At 57.6% G+C, this 13,906-nt stretch carries 15 protein-coding genes; 4 read left to right on the top strand and 11 right to left on the bottom strand.

Going from position 1 to position 13,906, the window contains the following annotated elements; genetic code table 11:
• The 6 genes from AB4043_RS04660 to AB4043_RS04635 form a co-directional block, all read right to left on the bottom strand.
• Positions 1–674, bottom strand: a 674-nt coding sequence (locus AB4043_RS04660; RefSeq protein ID WP_442306581.1) for an MFS transporter, incomplete at its 3' end; no start/stop codon positions are given.
• Positions 675–833: 159 nt separating this feature from the next.
• A complete protein-coding gene (locus tag AB4043_RS04655) occupies positions 834–1,220 on the bottom strand; it encodes a cupin domain-containing protein (RefSeq protein ID WP_442300233.1) in 387 nt (128 codons plus the stop codon).
• A gap of 183 nt (positions 1,221–1,403) precedes the next feature.
• Positions 1,404–2,234 (bottom strand): SDR family oxidoreductase, encoded by an 831-nt coding sequence (locus AB4043_RS04650; RefSeq protein WP_442306580.1) that lies wholly within the window; start codon positions 2,232–2,234, stop codon positions 1,404–1,406.
• A gap of 210 nt (positions 2,235–2,444) precedes the next feature.
• Positions 2,445–3,635 (bottom strand): peroxidase family protein, encoded by a 1,191-nt coding sequence (locus tag AB4043_RS04645; protein WP_442306579.1) that lies wholly within the window; start codon positions 3,633–3,635, stop codon positions 2,445–2,447.
• 151 nt (positions 3,636–3,786) lie between these two features.
• Positions 3,787–4,362 (bottom strand): TMEM175 family protein, encoded by a 576-nt coding sequence (locus tag AB4043_RS04640; RefSeq protein WP_442300236.1) that lies wholly within the window; start codon positions 4,360–4,362, stop codon positions 3,787–3,789.
• Between the two features lie 61 nt (positions 4,363–4,423).
• On the bottom strand, positions 4,424–4,774 hold the full coding sequence (locus AB4043_RS04635) for a Rieske (2Fe-2S) protein (protein WP_442300237.1): 351 nt from the start codon (positions 4,772–4,774) through the stop codon (positions 4,424–4,426).
• 177 nt (positions 4,775–4,951) lie between these two features.
• Here AB4043_RS04635 and AB4043_RS04630 point away from each other — a divergent pair, with 177 nt between their 5' ends.
• Positions 4,952–6,043 carry a ferritin-like domain-containing protein gene (locus AB4043_RS04630; protein ID WP_442300238.1) on the top strand — a complete coding sequence of 364 codons (1,092 nt, stop codon included), beginning with the start codon at positions 4,952–4,954 and terminating at the stop codon, positions 6,041–6,043.
• Between the two features lie 140 nt (positions 6,044–6,183).
• Here the strand turns inward: AB4043_RS04630 and AB4043_RS04625 are convergent, their stop codons facing one another.
• Positions 6,184–6,807, bottom strand: coding sequence for a response regulator (locus AB4043_RS04625; protein WP_442300239.1), 624 nt, complete (start codon positions 6,805–6,807; stop codon positions 6,184–6,186).
• A 161-nt stretch (positions 6,808–6,968) separates the two neighbouring features.
• On the opposite strand from AB4043_RS04625, the gene AB4043_RS04620 reads away from it, so the two are divergent.
• From AB4043_RS04620 to AB4043_RS04610, 3 genes are all read left to right on the top strand, one after another.
• Complete coding sequence (locus tag AB4043_RS04620) at positions 6,969–7,319, top strand: hypothetical protein (protein WP_442306578.1); 351 nt, start codon at positions 6,969–6,971, stop codon at positions 7,317–7,319.
• Between the two features lie 185 nt (positions 7,320–7,504).
• Positions 7,505–8,401 (top strand): sigma-70 family RNA polymerase sigma factor, encoded by an 897-nt coding sequence (locus tag AB4043_RS04615; RefSeq protein ID WP_442306577.1) that lies wholly within the window; start codon positions 7,505–7,507, stop codon positions 8,399–8,401.
• Positions 8,402–8,666: 265 nt separating this feature from the next.
• Positions 8,667–8,936 carry a hypothetical protein gene (locus AB4043_RS04610; RefSeq protein ID WP_442300242.1) on the top strand — a complete coding sequence of 90 codons (270 nt, stop codon included), beginning with the start codon at positions 8,667–8,669 and terminating at the stop codon, positions 8,934–8,936.
• A 23-nt stretch (positions 8,937–8,959) separates the two neighbouring features.
• On the opposite strand, the gene AB4043_RS04605 is transcribed toward AB4043_RS04610, so the two are convergent.
• The 4 genes from AB4043_RS04605 to AB4043_RS04590 all read right to left on the bottom strand — a co-directional run.
• Entirely contained in the window at positions 8,960–10,477 is a 1,518-nt protein-coding gene (locus AB4043_RS04605) for a VWA domain-containing protein (protein ID WP_442306576.1), read from the bottom strand.
• Positions 10,478–10,549: 72 nt separating this feature from the next.
• Complete coding sequence (locus AB4043_RS04600) at positions 10,550–12,094, bottom strand: DUF5060 domain-containing protein (RefSeq protein ID WP_442300245.1); 1,545 nt, start codon at positions 12,092–12,094, stop codon at positions 10,550–10,552.
• A 206-nt stretch (positions 12,095–12,300) separates the two neighbouring features.
• Complete coding sequence (locus tag AB4043_RS04595) at positions 12,301–12,912, bottom strand: response regulator transcription factor (protein WP_442300246.1); 612 nt, start codon at positions 12,910–12,912, stop codon at positions 12,301–12,303.
• Positions 12,909–13,906: sensor histidine kinase (locus AB4043_RS04590; RefSeq protein ID WP_442306575.1), on the bottom strand; the 998-nt coding region annotated here is incomplete at its 5' end. The genes AB4043_RS04590 and AB4043_RS04595, both read right to left, overlap by 4 nt.

Below are 13,906 nucleotides of genomic sequence, written 5' to 3'. Positions count from 1 at the left end.
GGACTGGGATTACGGTGCGCTCGGCTGGGCCACTCAATCAAGCCATAGGTGATGCCGCCAAGCCCCAGCGTGACCAGGAGAGCGCCTAACCAATCGACACGACGCGAGATCCCAACGTTGCGGCTTTCCGGAACTCTGGTGGACAACAGAACCACTGCCAGCGCGAGTGGAAGATTCAGGAAGAAGACCCAGCGCCATGTGGAGTGCTCAATCAACCAGCCGCCGATGACCGGACCAATGGCGGACGTCATCGCGGAAAAGCCGGACCATGTACCGATAGCCTGCCCTCTCATACTTGGCGGAAAGGACGCGGTAATCAGCGCCAGGCTGCCAGGCACCAGCAACGCCGCCCCGAAGCCCTGCAGGGAACGCGCCCAGATCAGCATGTGGATGTCCCGCGCCAAGCCGCACCACGCAGAGGCGGAGGCAAACACGACAACTCCGCAGATATAGATCTTGCGACGCCCGAAGATGTCTCCCAGCGAACCACCGACAAGAAGCAGCGCTGCCAGCAAAAGAGCGTATGCTTCGACGACCCACTGCACATCTGCAAGCGACGCGTGGAAGGCATTCTGCAGCGCAGGAAGCGCAACATTGACGACCGTCCCGTCAAGAAACGCCATGCTCGATCCGAGGATGGTCGCCGCAAGAACGACGCGTCCGCCCGTTTGCAAATTAGAGTTGCTGTTTCTCATGGATGGAGTCTCGACGGTGCTCCCACCTGAATTATCCATCCTCACAGGAACTAATTGATAAAGACCCGAGCGGAGTTTTCATTACGGAAAACGCCCATAGATGCAGAAGCCCTACACGACACCTACAGGGAAAATGCTCTAGTTCACAGGCGTCACTACCGGAGCGCCCTTCTCCTTCACGAGGAAGACCACGAACTTTGCCGGTTTCGTCTTGCTTGCGTTGCGGCCGACGGAGTGGATATCTTCCGGGCCTTCATAGAAGGTCTGACCGGGAGTCAGCGTCACTTCCTTGCCGCCCTTCACCCGCATTACGATCGAGCCTTCCAGCACATAGACGAACGCATGCGCATAGTGACGATGTACCGGGTCTGAACTTCCCGGCGGATACACCACCGTGATCATCAGACCTTCTTTGTTGATGTCCTTCAGATCTTTCGACATCAGTTCCGAGACCTGAGCTTGCTGTGCCACCAGTAAGCCGGGCGTGAACCACGCCAGGCACAACACTAATTTTGCGAACGTCATACTTCGCCTCCTCACTTAAAGCATTTTCCCTGTTACTGGGTATCCCGGAAGGGGCATGCAGYGGCGTTTTCATGCGGAAAACGCCCATAGATCCGGAATCCCTACACCACGCCTACAGGGAAAATGCTCTATCGCTTCTTGTTTGTCAGTGATACGAAGCCGGGTCCAAACCCGGCTTCTGTTTCAGCGGGACGCGGCTGCTGCTGCCGCGGGCTGGGAAGCGACATTCGCAGCGGGCTTTGCGGAATCTTTAAGCCACGTATCGARGCGGATCTCGCCGAGCCGGGCGTTATCGCCGGGAACCAGTGCGCGCTCATCGACTTCGATTCCGAAGTAACCGGCGGCAGGGTCGGCGACGACTGTGCGCGAATCGTTACGCGCGCTAAGGCCCTGCTGAACAAACTCATCGAGACGGAACTGCTGCGGACCGCCGACTTCGACAATGCCATTGACCGCAGGACCGACAGCAATTCTGCCAACGGCGCTTGCGACATCCTCAGCCGCCATGGGTTGAATGAGCACCGGCGCTACACGAACAGTCGTTCCAGCAGTAGAAGCATCGGCGATACTCTTGACGAACTCAAAGAACTGGGTCGCATGAACGATGGAATATGGGATTGAAGATTCGGCGATGAGCTTCTCCTGCATGAGCTTTGCACGGAAGTATCCACGGATCGTCTTCTCCGCATCAGACGGCTTTTTCTGAGCGATGCGATCGGTTCCGACGACTGACAGTGCGACATGATGCCGAACACCCGCAGCCTTCTCATACTGAATGAGGTTGTTGGTAGCGGTGGTAAAGAACTTCATCGCCTCCGCTTCTTCAAAGGAAGGAGAGTTCGATACATCGACAACCACCGAGGCGCCTTTCAACACTTCAGCGAGTCCCTCGCCCGTGAGCGTGTTGACACCTGAATTGGGTGATGCTGGTACGGCCTCGTGACCGTGCTCACGAAGCTTGCCGACAAGCTTTGATCCGATAAGGCCGGTTCCGCCAATCACTACGATTTTCATAATGTTCCCCTTCGTTTCCCGAACGGCCATTTCAGGGCGGCTGTTCGTGCCAGCTAAGACCGAACAGGGCCGCGTTTTGTGACAGGCGGCTCGCCATTAGAGCATTTTCCCTGTTGCTGGGTATCCGGGGAGGAGCGTGCAGCGGCGTTTTCATTGAGGAAAACGCCCATAGATGCACAAGCCCTGCACTACACCTACAGGAAAAATGCTCTAGCCGACAAGTCGTTCAATGAGCGTTTTTGAGGGCTGCCACTCCGGGGAGCTCCGTCGAAACGACGTCTCATCCGCATCGATGAGTCCAACCAACACTTCGGCCACGATCACGCCGCCAATTGGGCCGAGGCGATTTCCACCAGTCCGGATATCAGCTTCGCGAAGGATGTAGTACCAGAGGGGCGTCTCACCGTGCCAACCGGTAGAGGCGATGCCCACTTCCTCTTCAGTAAGCGGAGTCACGCCAAGATGCCGCGCAACGGCTTCGCCTGACGGTAACCCGACGCCTTGCCCCCGTTGCAGATCGCGGACAGCGAGCGAGTGATATTCGTCGATTTCGACGTCTCCGGTGAGGTCTACCGGCAACCTGATGAGAGATGACACGAGCTTCCCATCAATCTTCTTGGAGCGCTGTGCGGATGTCGTACCCGGGCGATCGAAGAACAAATTCCAGTCAACCATCCGACTCCGCGATACCGGGCGGAAACCCAGGAGGTCAGGAAAGAGTGGCACAGGTTCGGTCTGCAGGTTCAGTTGGTAAAGGTGACGGATCTGAGAGTGCCCGTAGCGATAAGCTGCGTCGGCAAATTCCAGTGGAATAAATCCCCGATGGCCAGGACGAAACCATTGCGGGCCATCTCGGAGCACCTGCTCCGCAAGCTCCTGCCCGACAAGGACAGGCAGAAACTCGTTGACGACACTCCATTGATAGTGCCATCGCAACTGCCGGGCCGCTTCATCGAACACCCGATCGTTCGCTACGCCTGCGAGCCTTGCTTCCTCAACAAACAGATTGTGAGCCTTGAGCATGGCGAGATGCAGTTGCGACATCAGCAGATGCGAATCGTTGCGCGGATCGCCGATCAGCGCGATGCCCTCTGCGTTGCGTTGGAGGTCTGCTCCATCTGCACCTAGCAGGAACTTCGCCGGATCGTTGCGCTGATAGAGAAATGGATGGCCAACAGGTCCGTCGCCATACAGGCATTCGAGGTTGAGCTGCGGGCTGCGGGCATTGCGCAGCTCCGCCGTGTTGGTACGGGCGCTTAAACCAGACCGGTCCGCCGTGATGTCGTGCGCCACAAACTGGCCTAAGATCGGCCAGCCGGCCGTGGTCTCGCCCAGGGATTCAGGCGAATCGCTGACTTCTCCGCAATCGCAGATGCCGCCGGCACGGCCGAGTGCGTGCAAAAACGATTGCTCCGCCCGGAAAGACGGAAGCTCCGGAAACAGTCGTGCGTAATTTGCAGGTGCAAGTGGCGCATCGATTGCCACGCGCGCCCGGGCGAGCGACAAGCAGTGGTTTGGAACGAATGCTGTGCTTTGACTCATACCCACCTCTTCATATAGCGAGGCGCTTTTCGATGCGCCGGTCCGGAATCAGCCAGATCAGAGCCGCAATCGCAAAGATCGCCTGCCCAATCCATGAGGAATAGAACGTTGCGAGGATTGCCAGTAGATACAACAGCAGCGACAACTTCCCTTTCCAATCACTTCCAATAGCCTGTCGTAAAAGTGAATCCTGCCCTTGCGAGCGAATGATTGCCTGTTGAAGAACGTAGTAGGCGACTGCAGCCATGAAGAGCACTCCGCCATAGAGCGCGGTGGGCACGCTGGTGAAGTGGTTCTCGCCCATCCATCCGGTAGCAAACGGGAGCAACGAGAGCCAGAACAAGAGATGCAGATTGGCCCAGAGAACTCCACCTGTTACTGCCGTGCACAGGTGAAACAGATGATGATGGTTGTTCCAGTAAATGCCGACATAGATGAAACTCAAGACGTAGCTCAAAAACACAGGCAGGAGCGGTCTCAGGTTCTCAAGACCGCCCCCATGCGGCACCTTTAACTCCAGCACCATGATCGTGATAATGATTGCGATGACTCCATCGCTGAATGCTTCCAGCCTTCCTGCGGTCATGTCTCCGTGCCCTTTCTCGCACTTGAGCATTTTCTCCTAAGGGTGTACCAGGAGAATTGCTTTAAACCGCTTCCACTTGTCCGATCTCGCCTTCCACAACCACGCGATACGTCTTAAGTGGATCTACGGCGGGGCCGCGCAACACGGCGCCGGAACAGACATTGAACTGAGAACCATGCCACGGGCATGTCACGGTCGATCCATCGAAGCTGCCCTCATTCAAAGGCCCCTGCCTGTGTGGGCATTTCGCCTGCGTCGCGCAGAAGCTCCCTGCAGAGTTAAACACGACGGCATCGCCAACCAGCAGGGACGAACCCGCGGGCACGTCTTTGACATGAAACTGGTTCCCTTTCGGGGCTTCAGTTTGCGTGGAAGAGCTTGTGGTGTCCGCCAACTGCGATTTGATTTCCATGGCGTGCCTTTCAGGATTTGAAGTATGGACGACGCCGCGCAACCGCACATTGTCGCCAGCTAAGACAAGACAGCCCATCCAAATGTGACATCGGTCTCTTCGCGCCCGCCTCCCAAGCAGCATGTGTCACAAATCAAAGCTCTACCCGGTCATTGCTGCGAGGTTGAACCATTGCCCATGAAACCATCTGATTCGACATCCACCATGGAGACAGCACCCAGCGCCGGTTCCATCACAACCCTGGAGGGCCTTCGGGAGCACCTGCAGTGGGCGCTTGAGCTGGAGCACTCGACCATTCCGCCGTATCTCTGCGCGCTGTATTCCATTAAGGCCGGGCATAACACCGAGGCCATTGAGGTGCTGAACAGCATTCTTGTCGAGGAGATGCTGCACCTTACCCTCACAGCCAATCTTCTGAATGCGGTAGGCGGGCAGCCGAGGCTGGACACGCCGCAGATGCTGCAAAGCTATCCGCGACCATTGCCGCACAGCGCCGATTCTTTTGAGATCCCGTTACTCCGCTTCAGCCCGGAGGCGCTTGAGACGTTCCTCGAGATTGAACAACCGTCGCCCAAGACCGGACCGGCCGAGGGTAATCACTACGAGACCATTGGCCAGTTCTATGAAGCAATCGAACAGGGATTTCGCGACCTGTCGACGAGCCTGGGTGAGAGGAATGTCTTCTGCGGTGATCCGGCTCGGCAGATCACGAACCATCCCTTTTATAGCGGAGGTGGCAGCATTGTAGCGGTGAACGATCTTGCTTCCGCACTGGCGGCAATGGCAGAGATTGTCGAGCAAGGCGAAGGCGCCGGCCACTCACAAGTATGGGACGGAGATACTGATGTCTTCCATCCGGAGCGTAATCAAGTCGCCCATTATTACCGGTTCCAGGAGCTGAAGCTTGGTAGGCGATATCGCCGCGGCGACACTCCGCGATCAGGTCCTACCGGCGATCCGGTAGCTGTCGATTGGAGCGCTGTACACCCTATGCGTGCCAATCCGAGATCCGATGATCACCTTTCCGGCACCCCAGTACGGTTGGCCCAGGAGGAGTTCAACCGTTCCTATTGCATGCTCCTGCAGCTCCTCGAACAGGTATTCAATGGAGCACCGCAGATGCTTGGAAGCGCGTTTGGAGGAATGTACACCTTGAAGAGTCAGGCACAGAACCTGATGCAGATGGCCAACGAAGATGGAGAGACAACAGCCGGCCCCTCTTTCGAATACGTTGCACCGGCGCTACGAACAGTGGACCGCAATCATTGAGACGAGGTAAGCGGTATGGTGAAGGTACCTCAGCGGCCGAAGCCGCGTTTTTCTTAGCTTAGGTATGGCATGGCTGAAGCCATGCCCTTTAAGCAAAACAAAGAAACGTCTCTTGTTCGCGCAACGTACACCAAATCACACTAGCCGTCGATAAAGCCACGCTTGATCGCAATGGTTACCGCATGCGTGCGGTCGTTTGCGCCAAGTTTGGCGAGAATGCTTTTCATGTGCCCTTTGATGGTGGCCTCAGAGACGGACAACTGCACTCCGATAATCTTGTTGGAGTTTCCGTTGGCGACATGTCGCAACACTTCGATCTCTCGCTCGCTCAGCGCGTCCTGGGTCATATGCTCTGCCAGTTCAGCCGCTATTTCCGAAGGAATCCTTCTCTTTCCGGCGTTCACGGCGCGGATCGTCTCCAGCAGGTCCTTCCGCAACATGCTCTTGAGAAGATATCCGGAGGCTCCTGCCTTCAACGCACGAAAGGCCTGCACATCCCCCTGGTAGGTCGTAAGCACAACGAACCGGGCATCTGGAAACTCAGACCTGATGGCAACGATGGTCTCGATGCCATTCATCCCCGGCATCTGCAGATCCATCAGGGTGACATCGGGGTGGTGGCGGCGAAAGAGCTCAATCGCCTCCTGCCCATTCGCCGCTTCCGCGACAAGCTCCACGTCCTGCTCACCTTCTAGTACGGCGGCGATTCCTTCACGCAGCAGAGGATGGTCGTCCACAGTGAGAACCTTAATGATCTTTGTCACGGTTTATACCTCCACTCTGCTTTCGGAAAGTCCTGACATCTAACAATACGCCGGAAGCTCCACGCATCCAGTCTCCGAATGGATAAGGAACGCACCCTACTTTCGAGATTGCCCGGCAGCCCTGCGGTCGTTAGCCTTCGGATGTGCAGCGACTCTTTTCAATGTTTCCTACCGGGTTGGTGGGGGCGGCGCTCCTGGTATTGCGAGTCTCGATAGCCACCTCATTGCTCATCCATGCGGCCGACCGCTGGGCCCAGGTGACCTCCTGCTGGATGACGATTGGATTTGCCCTGACTGCATTGCCGTTATGCCTTGGTTTGTTCACGCCATATGTCGCTGTATTCTCGGGAATACTGCAGCTCCTGGCGCTTATGTCCGATGGAGGCAGTCGCCCTCAGCTCATTACATCGATCGTCGACAGCGGAGTACTCTCAGTTCTGGGCCCAGGCGCCTACTCGATCGATTCCCGGCTCTTCGGTCGAAGACTTCTCGAACTCCCTCCGAAAAAGTAGTACGCCTGTCACAGAACGCAGCAAAAGAGGTTGACGCAATAGCCCTCTGTTGCTTCACGGTAGGACGAGTGGCGTTCTCCCAGTATCCGAAAGAGGTGGATTTGCCAGCACGAATGGGGATGTTGGTTAAGCCGCGACGAGCCGGATACTCCAATCAAAAGCAGCCCTAGAGAGGAGATCCCCCAATGACTCAGCTTGAGAAAGTCCAGTACACAGCAGATGGCTTTCTATCTCCGACCGATTCACGTTTCAAATGGAATACCCAGACCAGTGACTACGACGACGGCCTTTCGGCGTTTCTCAATTTGCGGCGCAATTTATTTGGCGTCGCCTATCGCATGTTGAGAAGCGCCGCCGAGGCAGAAGATATCGTTCAGGACGTCTGGCTGCGATGGCAGGCAACAGACCGGAGCCTGGTGCTCGATCCTCCGGCATTCCTGATGACGATCACAACCCGTATGTGCATCAATTTGTGCAAGTCCGCCCSCTCGCGCCGTGAGACCTATGTCGGGACATGGTTTTCAGAGCCGGTTGATCCAACTACAGATCCCTGCCTGGGCGCAGAACGCAAGGACGCATTGAAGACCGCGGTCCTGGTTCTCCTCGCGAAGCTCCGTCCGACAGAACGTGCTGTGTATGTCCTTCGCGAGGCCTTTGACTACTCCTATTGCCAGATCGCAGAGATCCTTCAGATGAAGGAAACCAACGTTCGCCAACTGCTCACCCGTGCTCGGAAACATATCGCGGCGCGGCGGCCTGCGGCGGTGAGTTCGGCGGAGCGGAGGCGTTTTCTGGCGGCCTTTACCGCTGCAGCCCAAAACGGAGATCTGGTCAAATTGGAAGGTCTCTTCGCCCCAGATGTCGTTCCGGACGAGAGAGAAAATACCTCGACCGAGCCTGTGGAACAAAGTCTGACATGCTGTCACAAAACAGCGGAGTACACGGTCTTAACCAGCACAACCGCCCGTTGTGAGGCTTCCGATCGGAATGAAGGTCTCGATCACGTGGAACTGGAAGCCGCAAACATCCCTCTACTGGCTGCACAAGGGCAGGTTCACGCTGTAAGTATCGTCTGCAAATAAAACGAATACTGCTTGTTTGGCTGAGAGATTGTCACGCCCGCTACGGGGGTGTGGTTACGGCATGCGCACGCGGGGGAGCTGGGTTTTCGCGATTTCTCCAGCTTGTCCCCGGTGAAGGAGAATCGCAGGCAACCGGGGAACTCTGCGTGCTGCATTTAAAAATGATCAGTCACTTTTGCTCTTGTCTTAACTCTTGTCCGGGATGTGTATCTCGTGGTTCAATTACCGACCCAATACGCGGCGCACGCAAGAAGGAGGATGACGGATGGATATCTACACACGTACCGATGAAACCATTCTGATCCAGACGGATACTTACTACGAAGAACAGGCCGGCCAGGAGGAGGTATATCTCGAAGAGACAGAGGAAGAACTACGCATGATCTTATGCGCGGACGATTCGCCCTCACCGCAAAGCGAGTGTGTCAACGAAGAACAGGGTGAGGCAATCGAAGAGCTTATTACCGGTGATGCCGACGATCCTCCCCTCAGCGAACAGACCGTCAGGGAGATGCTTGAGATATGCCCTGAGTGACCCGGGCAGGGAGGGGAGCAGCTCTAAGGCTTACACAGATCCTGTTCTGTCATCGCCTTCAACAGTGGCCTGGTCGGAAAACTCCAGCTCGTATCGCGATCCTTGAAGACCGTCATCGTGGTCGTCGATCCCATGAACTTTAGATAGAAGTCCACCGGTTCCATATTGCCGGAGTGCGCGCCCGGGCGGTTGTACAGGAACTGGTTGTTACGTACTTCCACCCACTCCCGCCGCATCGGCTTATAGGCATCGAAGGTAAATGTCAGCTTCGTCGGCGGCGGAGTCTGTTCCGTGGCCTGTTGCTCATGCGGCATCCAGAAGGCAGGGGTTTGCCCGATCTCAAAGAAAATATCCGCCTGCTTCACACCCTCTACCGTCTTGGTGCACTGTAAGGTCAGCCAGGCATCTTCCGGCTGGCCGATCTGGTGGTAGCCGTCGCTTCCGGTCGCCTGGTCCGGAGTGAACTCGATACGGTACTGGCTGCGGAGCTCGCGGGCGATCTCCTTATATATCTCGTCGACCGGATGCTTCTTGCTGACCTCGAAGACCTGACCGCCAGTCTCCTGCGTCATGCGTTCCAGCACTTTCTTGCCGTCTCCGTCGCGGCTCCCCGCCCCAGAGCCGGTCCCGGAGCGGCCACCTGGACCAGGCCAGCTGCCACGAGGTCCCCCGCCGAAGCCGCGCTGCCCGCCGCTCTCTTCGCCCTTGTAGTAAATCGCGTAAACGATCGTGTCGGAGCGCTGTGCGGCTTCCAGGGAGCGCGTCAGCGTTACCTTGCTGCCGCGGTCCTCACCGTCGGTTAGCAGGATCAGCGCCTTGCGGCCAGTCTGCTTCTTCATCAGCTCATCGCTGCCCAGAAAAACAGCGTCGTACAACACCGTTCCGCCGCCGGCGAAGCCACCACGTCGGCCTTGGCCGCCTCCCTGCCCACCGCGACGGCCGCTGCGGCCACCGCCACCGGGAAACTGGAAGAAATTCTGCGATCCTCTGCGGTCGTCATCGGGCGGAGGCCCGCCATTCCGATCTCCTGGATCCCGATCTCCTGGCCCACCACCGCTTCCGGGCCGGTCGCCCTCAAGCCGCTTCAACCCTTCCTGCAGCTTGCCCCGTTCATGTGTCAGGTCGGCCAGCAGGTCAGCCTTGTGACCGAACTGAATAACGAACGCGCGATCGTCGTTCGAGGTGAGCATATCGTCCAGAAACGCCGAACTTGCGCGCCGCTCATCGTCCAAACGGCTGGAGACGCTGCCGCTGACATCCACCAGAAGTCCCAGGGTCAACGGCAGGTTGGCGTCATTGGTGAAATAACGAATCTCCTGGGGCTTGCCGTCGACCTTAAGGTTGAAATCTTCCTTCTTCAGGGTCAGGACGAGCGCGCCCTTCTTGTCATGCACCACCGTGGGGACATGCACAAGCTTTGCTCCAACACCCTGAATCGGCTTAGGCGACTCAGGGGCACGCAAAATCTGGGCACGCAAAACCTGGGAACACAGCACACACGAAGAACCGAGGACGAGGGAAAGGAGCAGTCTGCGCGCCATGGCATCTTTTTTAGACGGTCGCGCGCAGAAGTAGACTACAAGCCTATCTCGGCGCTGAGGCCGCCCTCGTCTTTAAACTCTCACGAACCGGACCGCCATATAKGGCTTCCCGGTCAGCTTCACCCGGCTCTTCCCGCTGAACTCTCCGGCTACCGGGGTTATGGTCATGGCCCACGGGTCGATCAGCTCAGCGCGGTACTTGCCCTTTTCCGGCAGTAGAAAGTCGTAGTACAGCGGCTCATGGAAGTCGAAGTAGAACAGGAACGATTCATCCTGATTCCGCTTCGCGCTCGGGTAGTACGGCGGTTCGATCTGGGTAAATCCGATCTGATTCCCACCTGCAGCGGCGGTCTCCTCGATAATCTTTCGCAGAAAGCCGATGCGGGCTGGACTCGTTCCTTTCAACGTGCCACCGTGCGACCACCACAGTACAGCCTTGTCGTTCTCAATATCGCCTTCGGTCACGTATGTCTCGCCGTGCCCGGGGTAGACTCCCGCGACGATGCACAGCCAGAAACGCCGTGTCATCTCCTCGCCCGACAGGTTGCCCCAGCGCGAGTTGATATTGCCTTCATACATGCACTCGTCGAAGATGACCGGTTTACGCCACGACGAGCGCCAGTTCGCCGCCTTGTCGAAGGCGTAGTCCTGCACACCGGCGTGAGTGCACCAGACACGGCTGTAGTCGTACGGAGCCTTGCTGTAGTGGATCGACCGCAGACGCCCATATGGATCGCTCTCGGTCACAATCTCCGCATAGCGGTCCCAGTCCCCGGAGTTCTTCTTCTTCATCAGGTCGAACTCGTTGGCCAGTGACCACCATACGTTGCGATACGCCGCAAAGCGCGCGATCACATACCGCAGATAACGATCGTCGACCTCCGCCGGCATCTCCTGGAAGCCCCAATGATCGTAGGGATGAAAGAGGATCAGGTCGGCTTCGACATTCATTGCCCGCAGATCGATAATGCGCTGCTCGATGTGGCGGAAGTACTCCGGATTGAAGCGGGAGTAATCATTCGTTTCGCCCTGGCGCTGAAACGGGAAGCGCGGCGGAACCCCATGGTTGTACTGGTACCACTTGGGGAAGATGCACATGCGCATCTTGTTGAATGGCCCTGTCTTCAGCGCTGCCAGCGTCTCACGTTCACGCTCTTCTGTCTGGTGCACCCAGGCATAGCAGGTAGTTCCAAACGGAAAGTACGGTGTGCCGTCGGCATAGCCGAAGTGAAAGGTGTCACGCACGCTTACCGGGCCATGGTTGCTCCCGACTGCGGGCGCCACCTCCAGGGCTCCCGTCTTCCCTTTCAGCGCAGCCGCATTGCTGTCGGTGGTGTAGTTCCAGGCGCCGACGGAGTCCGGCATGAAGCGCACCTTATAAACGCCGTCGCCGTCGTAGAAGCCGTCGATGGTCATCTCACGGCCGCCCTTGCGGAAGGTGGCTTTCACCCAGACGTCCAGGAAGGGATTACCTTCCTTCGGGCCATTCAGTGTGATTTCAAAGACGTCCCAGCGTTCGACCTTCGTAGCCGGTTGTGCCGGTGCAGCCATACCGTTCGTCGATATACCGGCAACCATGGCGGCGCCACCAGCCTTCAGCATCTCTCTGCGATTCATGCCGACAAGTTTACTTGCATATGCATAAAGATGCATAGAGGAACGGCTATGGAAATGTTGCCGCGGAAAAAAGGATGGACGAGAAGCAAACTTCTCCGCTTCGATTCACCCCAACCAGCAAAGCTGGCCGGGGACCCCGGTCGCTGCGAAATGACAAAAGCGGTTTGAGCGCAGCTCAAACCGCCCCTGAGACTCGGTTATCCGATCTACAGCCAGCCTTTGGAGCGCGCGAGGCGCGCCGCCTCGATGCGATTTGAGACCCCCAGTTTTGCGATCGATTCCGAAAGATAGTTCCGCACGGTGCCTTCGCTCAGGCCCAGTTCTCGCGCCACATCGGCCGTAGACATGCCGTCACCGGCACGCTGCAGAATCTGCCGTTCGCGATCGCTCAGCGGATCGGGGTCGGCTGTCCATGCCTCGGCTGCCAAATCCGGATCTACCACGCGCAGACCGCGATGCACCCGGCGGATCGCCTCGGCGAGCTCGGCCGCAGGACGGTCCTTTAATAGGTAGCCCTGAGCTCCGGCGTCGAGCGCGCGGCGCAAATAGCCGGGACGGGCGAAGGTGGTCAGAATCACCACGCGTGTCTTTGGAAACCGCTCTTTCACCATCGCCGCCAGTTCTAGACCGGTCATCTGCGGCATCTCGACATCGGTGACCAGCACCTGCGGGGGCTTCTTTGTAATCAGATCGAGCGCGGCGCGGCCGTTACTGGCCGTGCCTGCCACGGTAATATCAGGCTCCGTATTCAGCAGAGCGGCCAGGGCCCCGAGAACCATGCCCTGGTCCTCGACCAGAAGTACCTCAATCTTCGTCATGCCGTAGCCGCACCCTGCGGCAGGTCGATCGTCAGTTGAGTGCCTACCTCGGACTGGATCGACAACCGCCCACCCAGTGCTTCCACACGCTCACGCATACCCCGCAACCCTGACCCCTCCTCCTTGATTCCGCCTTTGCCATTATCGGCGACGGTAACGTGCAGGCGCCCATCGCGGAAGCGGAACTGCATCCAGACCTCGGTCGCCTCAGAGTGACGCATGATATTGGTCACGCTCTCCCTCACGGCCAGGCAAAGCACCGTCTCTTCGACGATTGGCAGCTCATTCGGTAGACCGTCACAGACCAGCTTGATGTCCGCGGTCGCCAGTGCTTTGCGCGCGCGGTCCACCTCGGCACTCAGCCCCTGCGAGCGATAGCCCAGTACCGCCTCACGCACCTCGGCCAATGCCTTACGCGAGGTTTGTTGAATCTCGGCAATCTCAGACGCTGCCGCGCTGGGATCGCTGGTAATTAACTTGCCGGCCAGTTCGCTCTTCAAAGCGATCACGGTCAGAGTGTGCCCCAGCAGATCGTGAAGGTCGCGTGCAATGCGCTCCCGCTCGGCAACAGTTGCCAGATGTTCGATCTCTTCATTGGCAAGCTTCAGCTTCGCGTTGGACCGCTCCTGCTCCGCGTAATACATGTTCGTCAGCGTGATTACCACCACGAAGAAGACACCAATGAAGACCGACCAGTGGTTCAACTGGAAGATCGCCATCTCGACGAACATACCGGAGACTTGCGCTCCCATCGCGATCAGCGCTTTTCGCGGATTCTTCAGGATGAACGGCAGCATGGCTACCGGATAGACAAATAGCCCGGATGCGCCGGCATTGAACGGCATGTACGCATAGCCAACCGCGAACAGTACGGTGTATGCGACCCAACGGGTGCGCCCCTTGGTTTCGGCCGCTGCGATAAACGAGATCAGAAAGATGGGATATGCGATCGCCAGCGCGATCCACGCATCACGTTCGTGCCGGAGAATGGGCT

The organism is Terriglobus sp. YAF25 (genome assembly GCF_052113305.1).
Taxonomy (GTDB): domain Bacteria; phylum Acidobacteriota; class Terriglobia; order Terriglobales; family Acidobacteriaceae; genus Terriglobus.
The sequence above is the reverse complement of the archived record's forward strand: the minus strand, read 5'-3'. Positions and strand labels throughout refer to the sequence as shown.

Bases quoted from the DNA above. Each gene is read 5' to 3' on its own strand.
- AB4043_RS04655 (WP_442300233.1), bottom strand. From the start codon at position 1,220: ATGACGTTCGCAAAATTAGTGTTGTGCCTGGCGTGGTTCACGCCCGGC.
- AB4043_RS04640 (WP_442300236.1), bottom strand. From the start codon at position 4,362: ATGACCGCAGGAAGGCTGGAAGCATTCAGCGATGGAGTCATCGCAATC.
- AB4043_RS04635 (WP_442300237.1), bottom strand. From the start codon at position 4,774: ATGGAAATCAAATCGCAGTTGGCGGACACCACAAGCTCTTCCACGCAA.
- AB4043_RS04630 (WP_442300238.1), top strand. From the start codon at position 4,952: ATGAAACCATCTGATTCGACATCCACCATGGAGACAGCACCCAGCGCC.
- AB4043_RS04620 (WP_442306578.1), top strand. From the start codon at position 6,969: ATGTTTCCTACCGGGTTGGTGGGGGCGGCGCTCCTGGTATTGCGAGTC.
- AB4043_RS04610 (WP_442300242.1), top strand. From the start codon at position 8,667: ATGGATATCTACACACGTACCGATGAAACCATTCTGATCCAGACGGAT.
- AB4043_RS04605 (WP_442306576.1), bottom strand. From the start codon at position 10,477: ATGGCGCGCAGACTGCTCCTTTCCCTCGTCCTCGGTTCTTCGTGTGTG.
- AB4043_RS04595 (WP_442300246.1), bottom strand. From the start codon at position 12,912: ATGACGAAGATTGAGGTACTTCTGGTCGAGGACCAGGGCATGGTTCTC.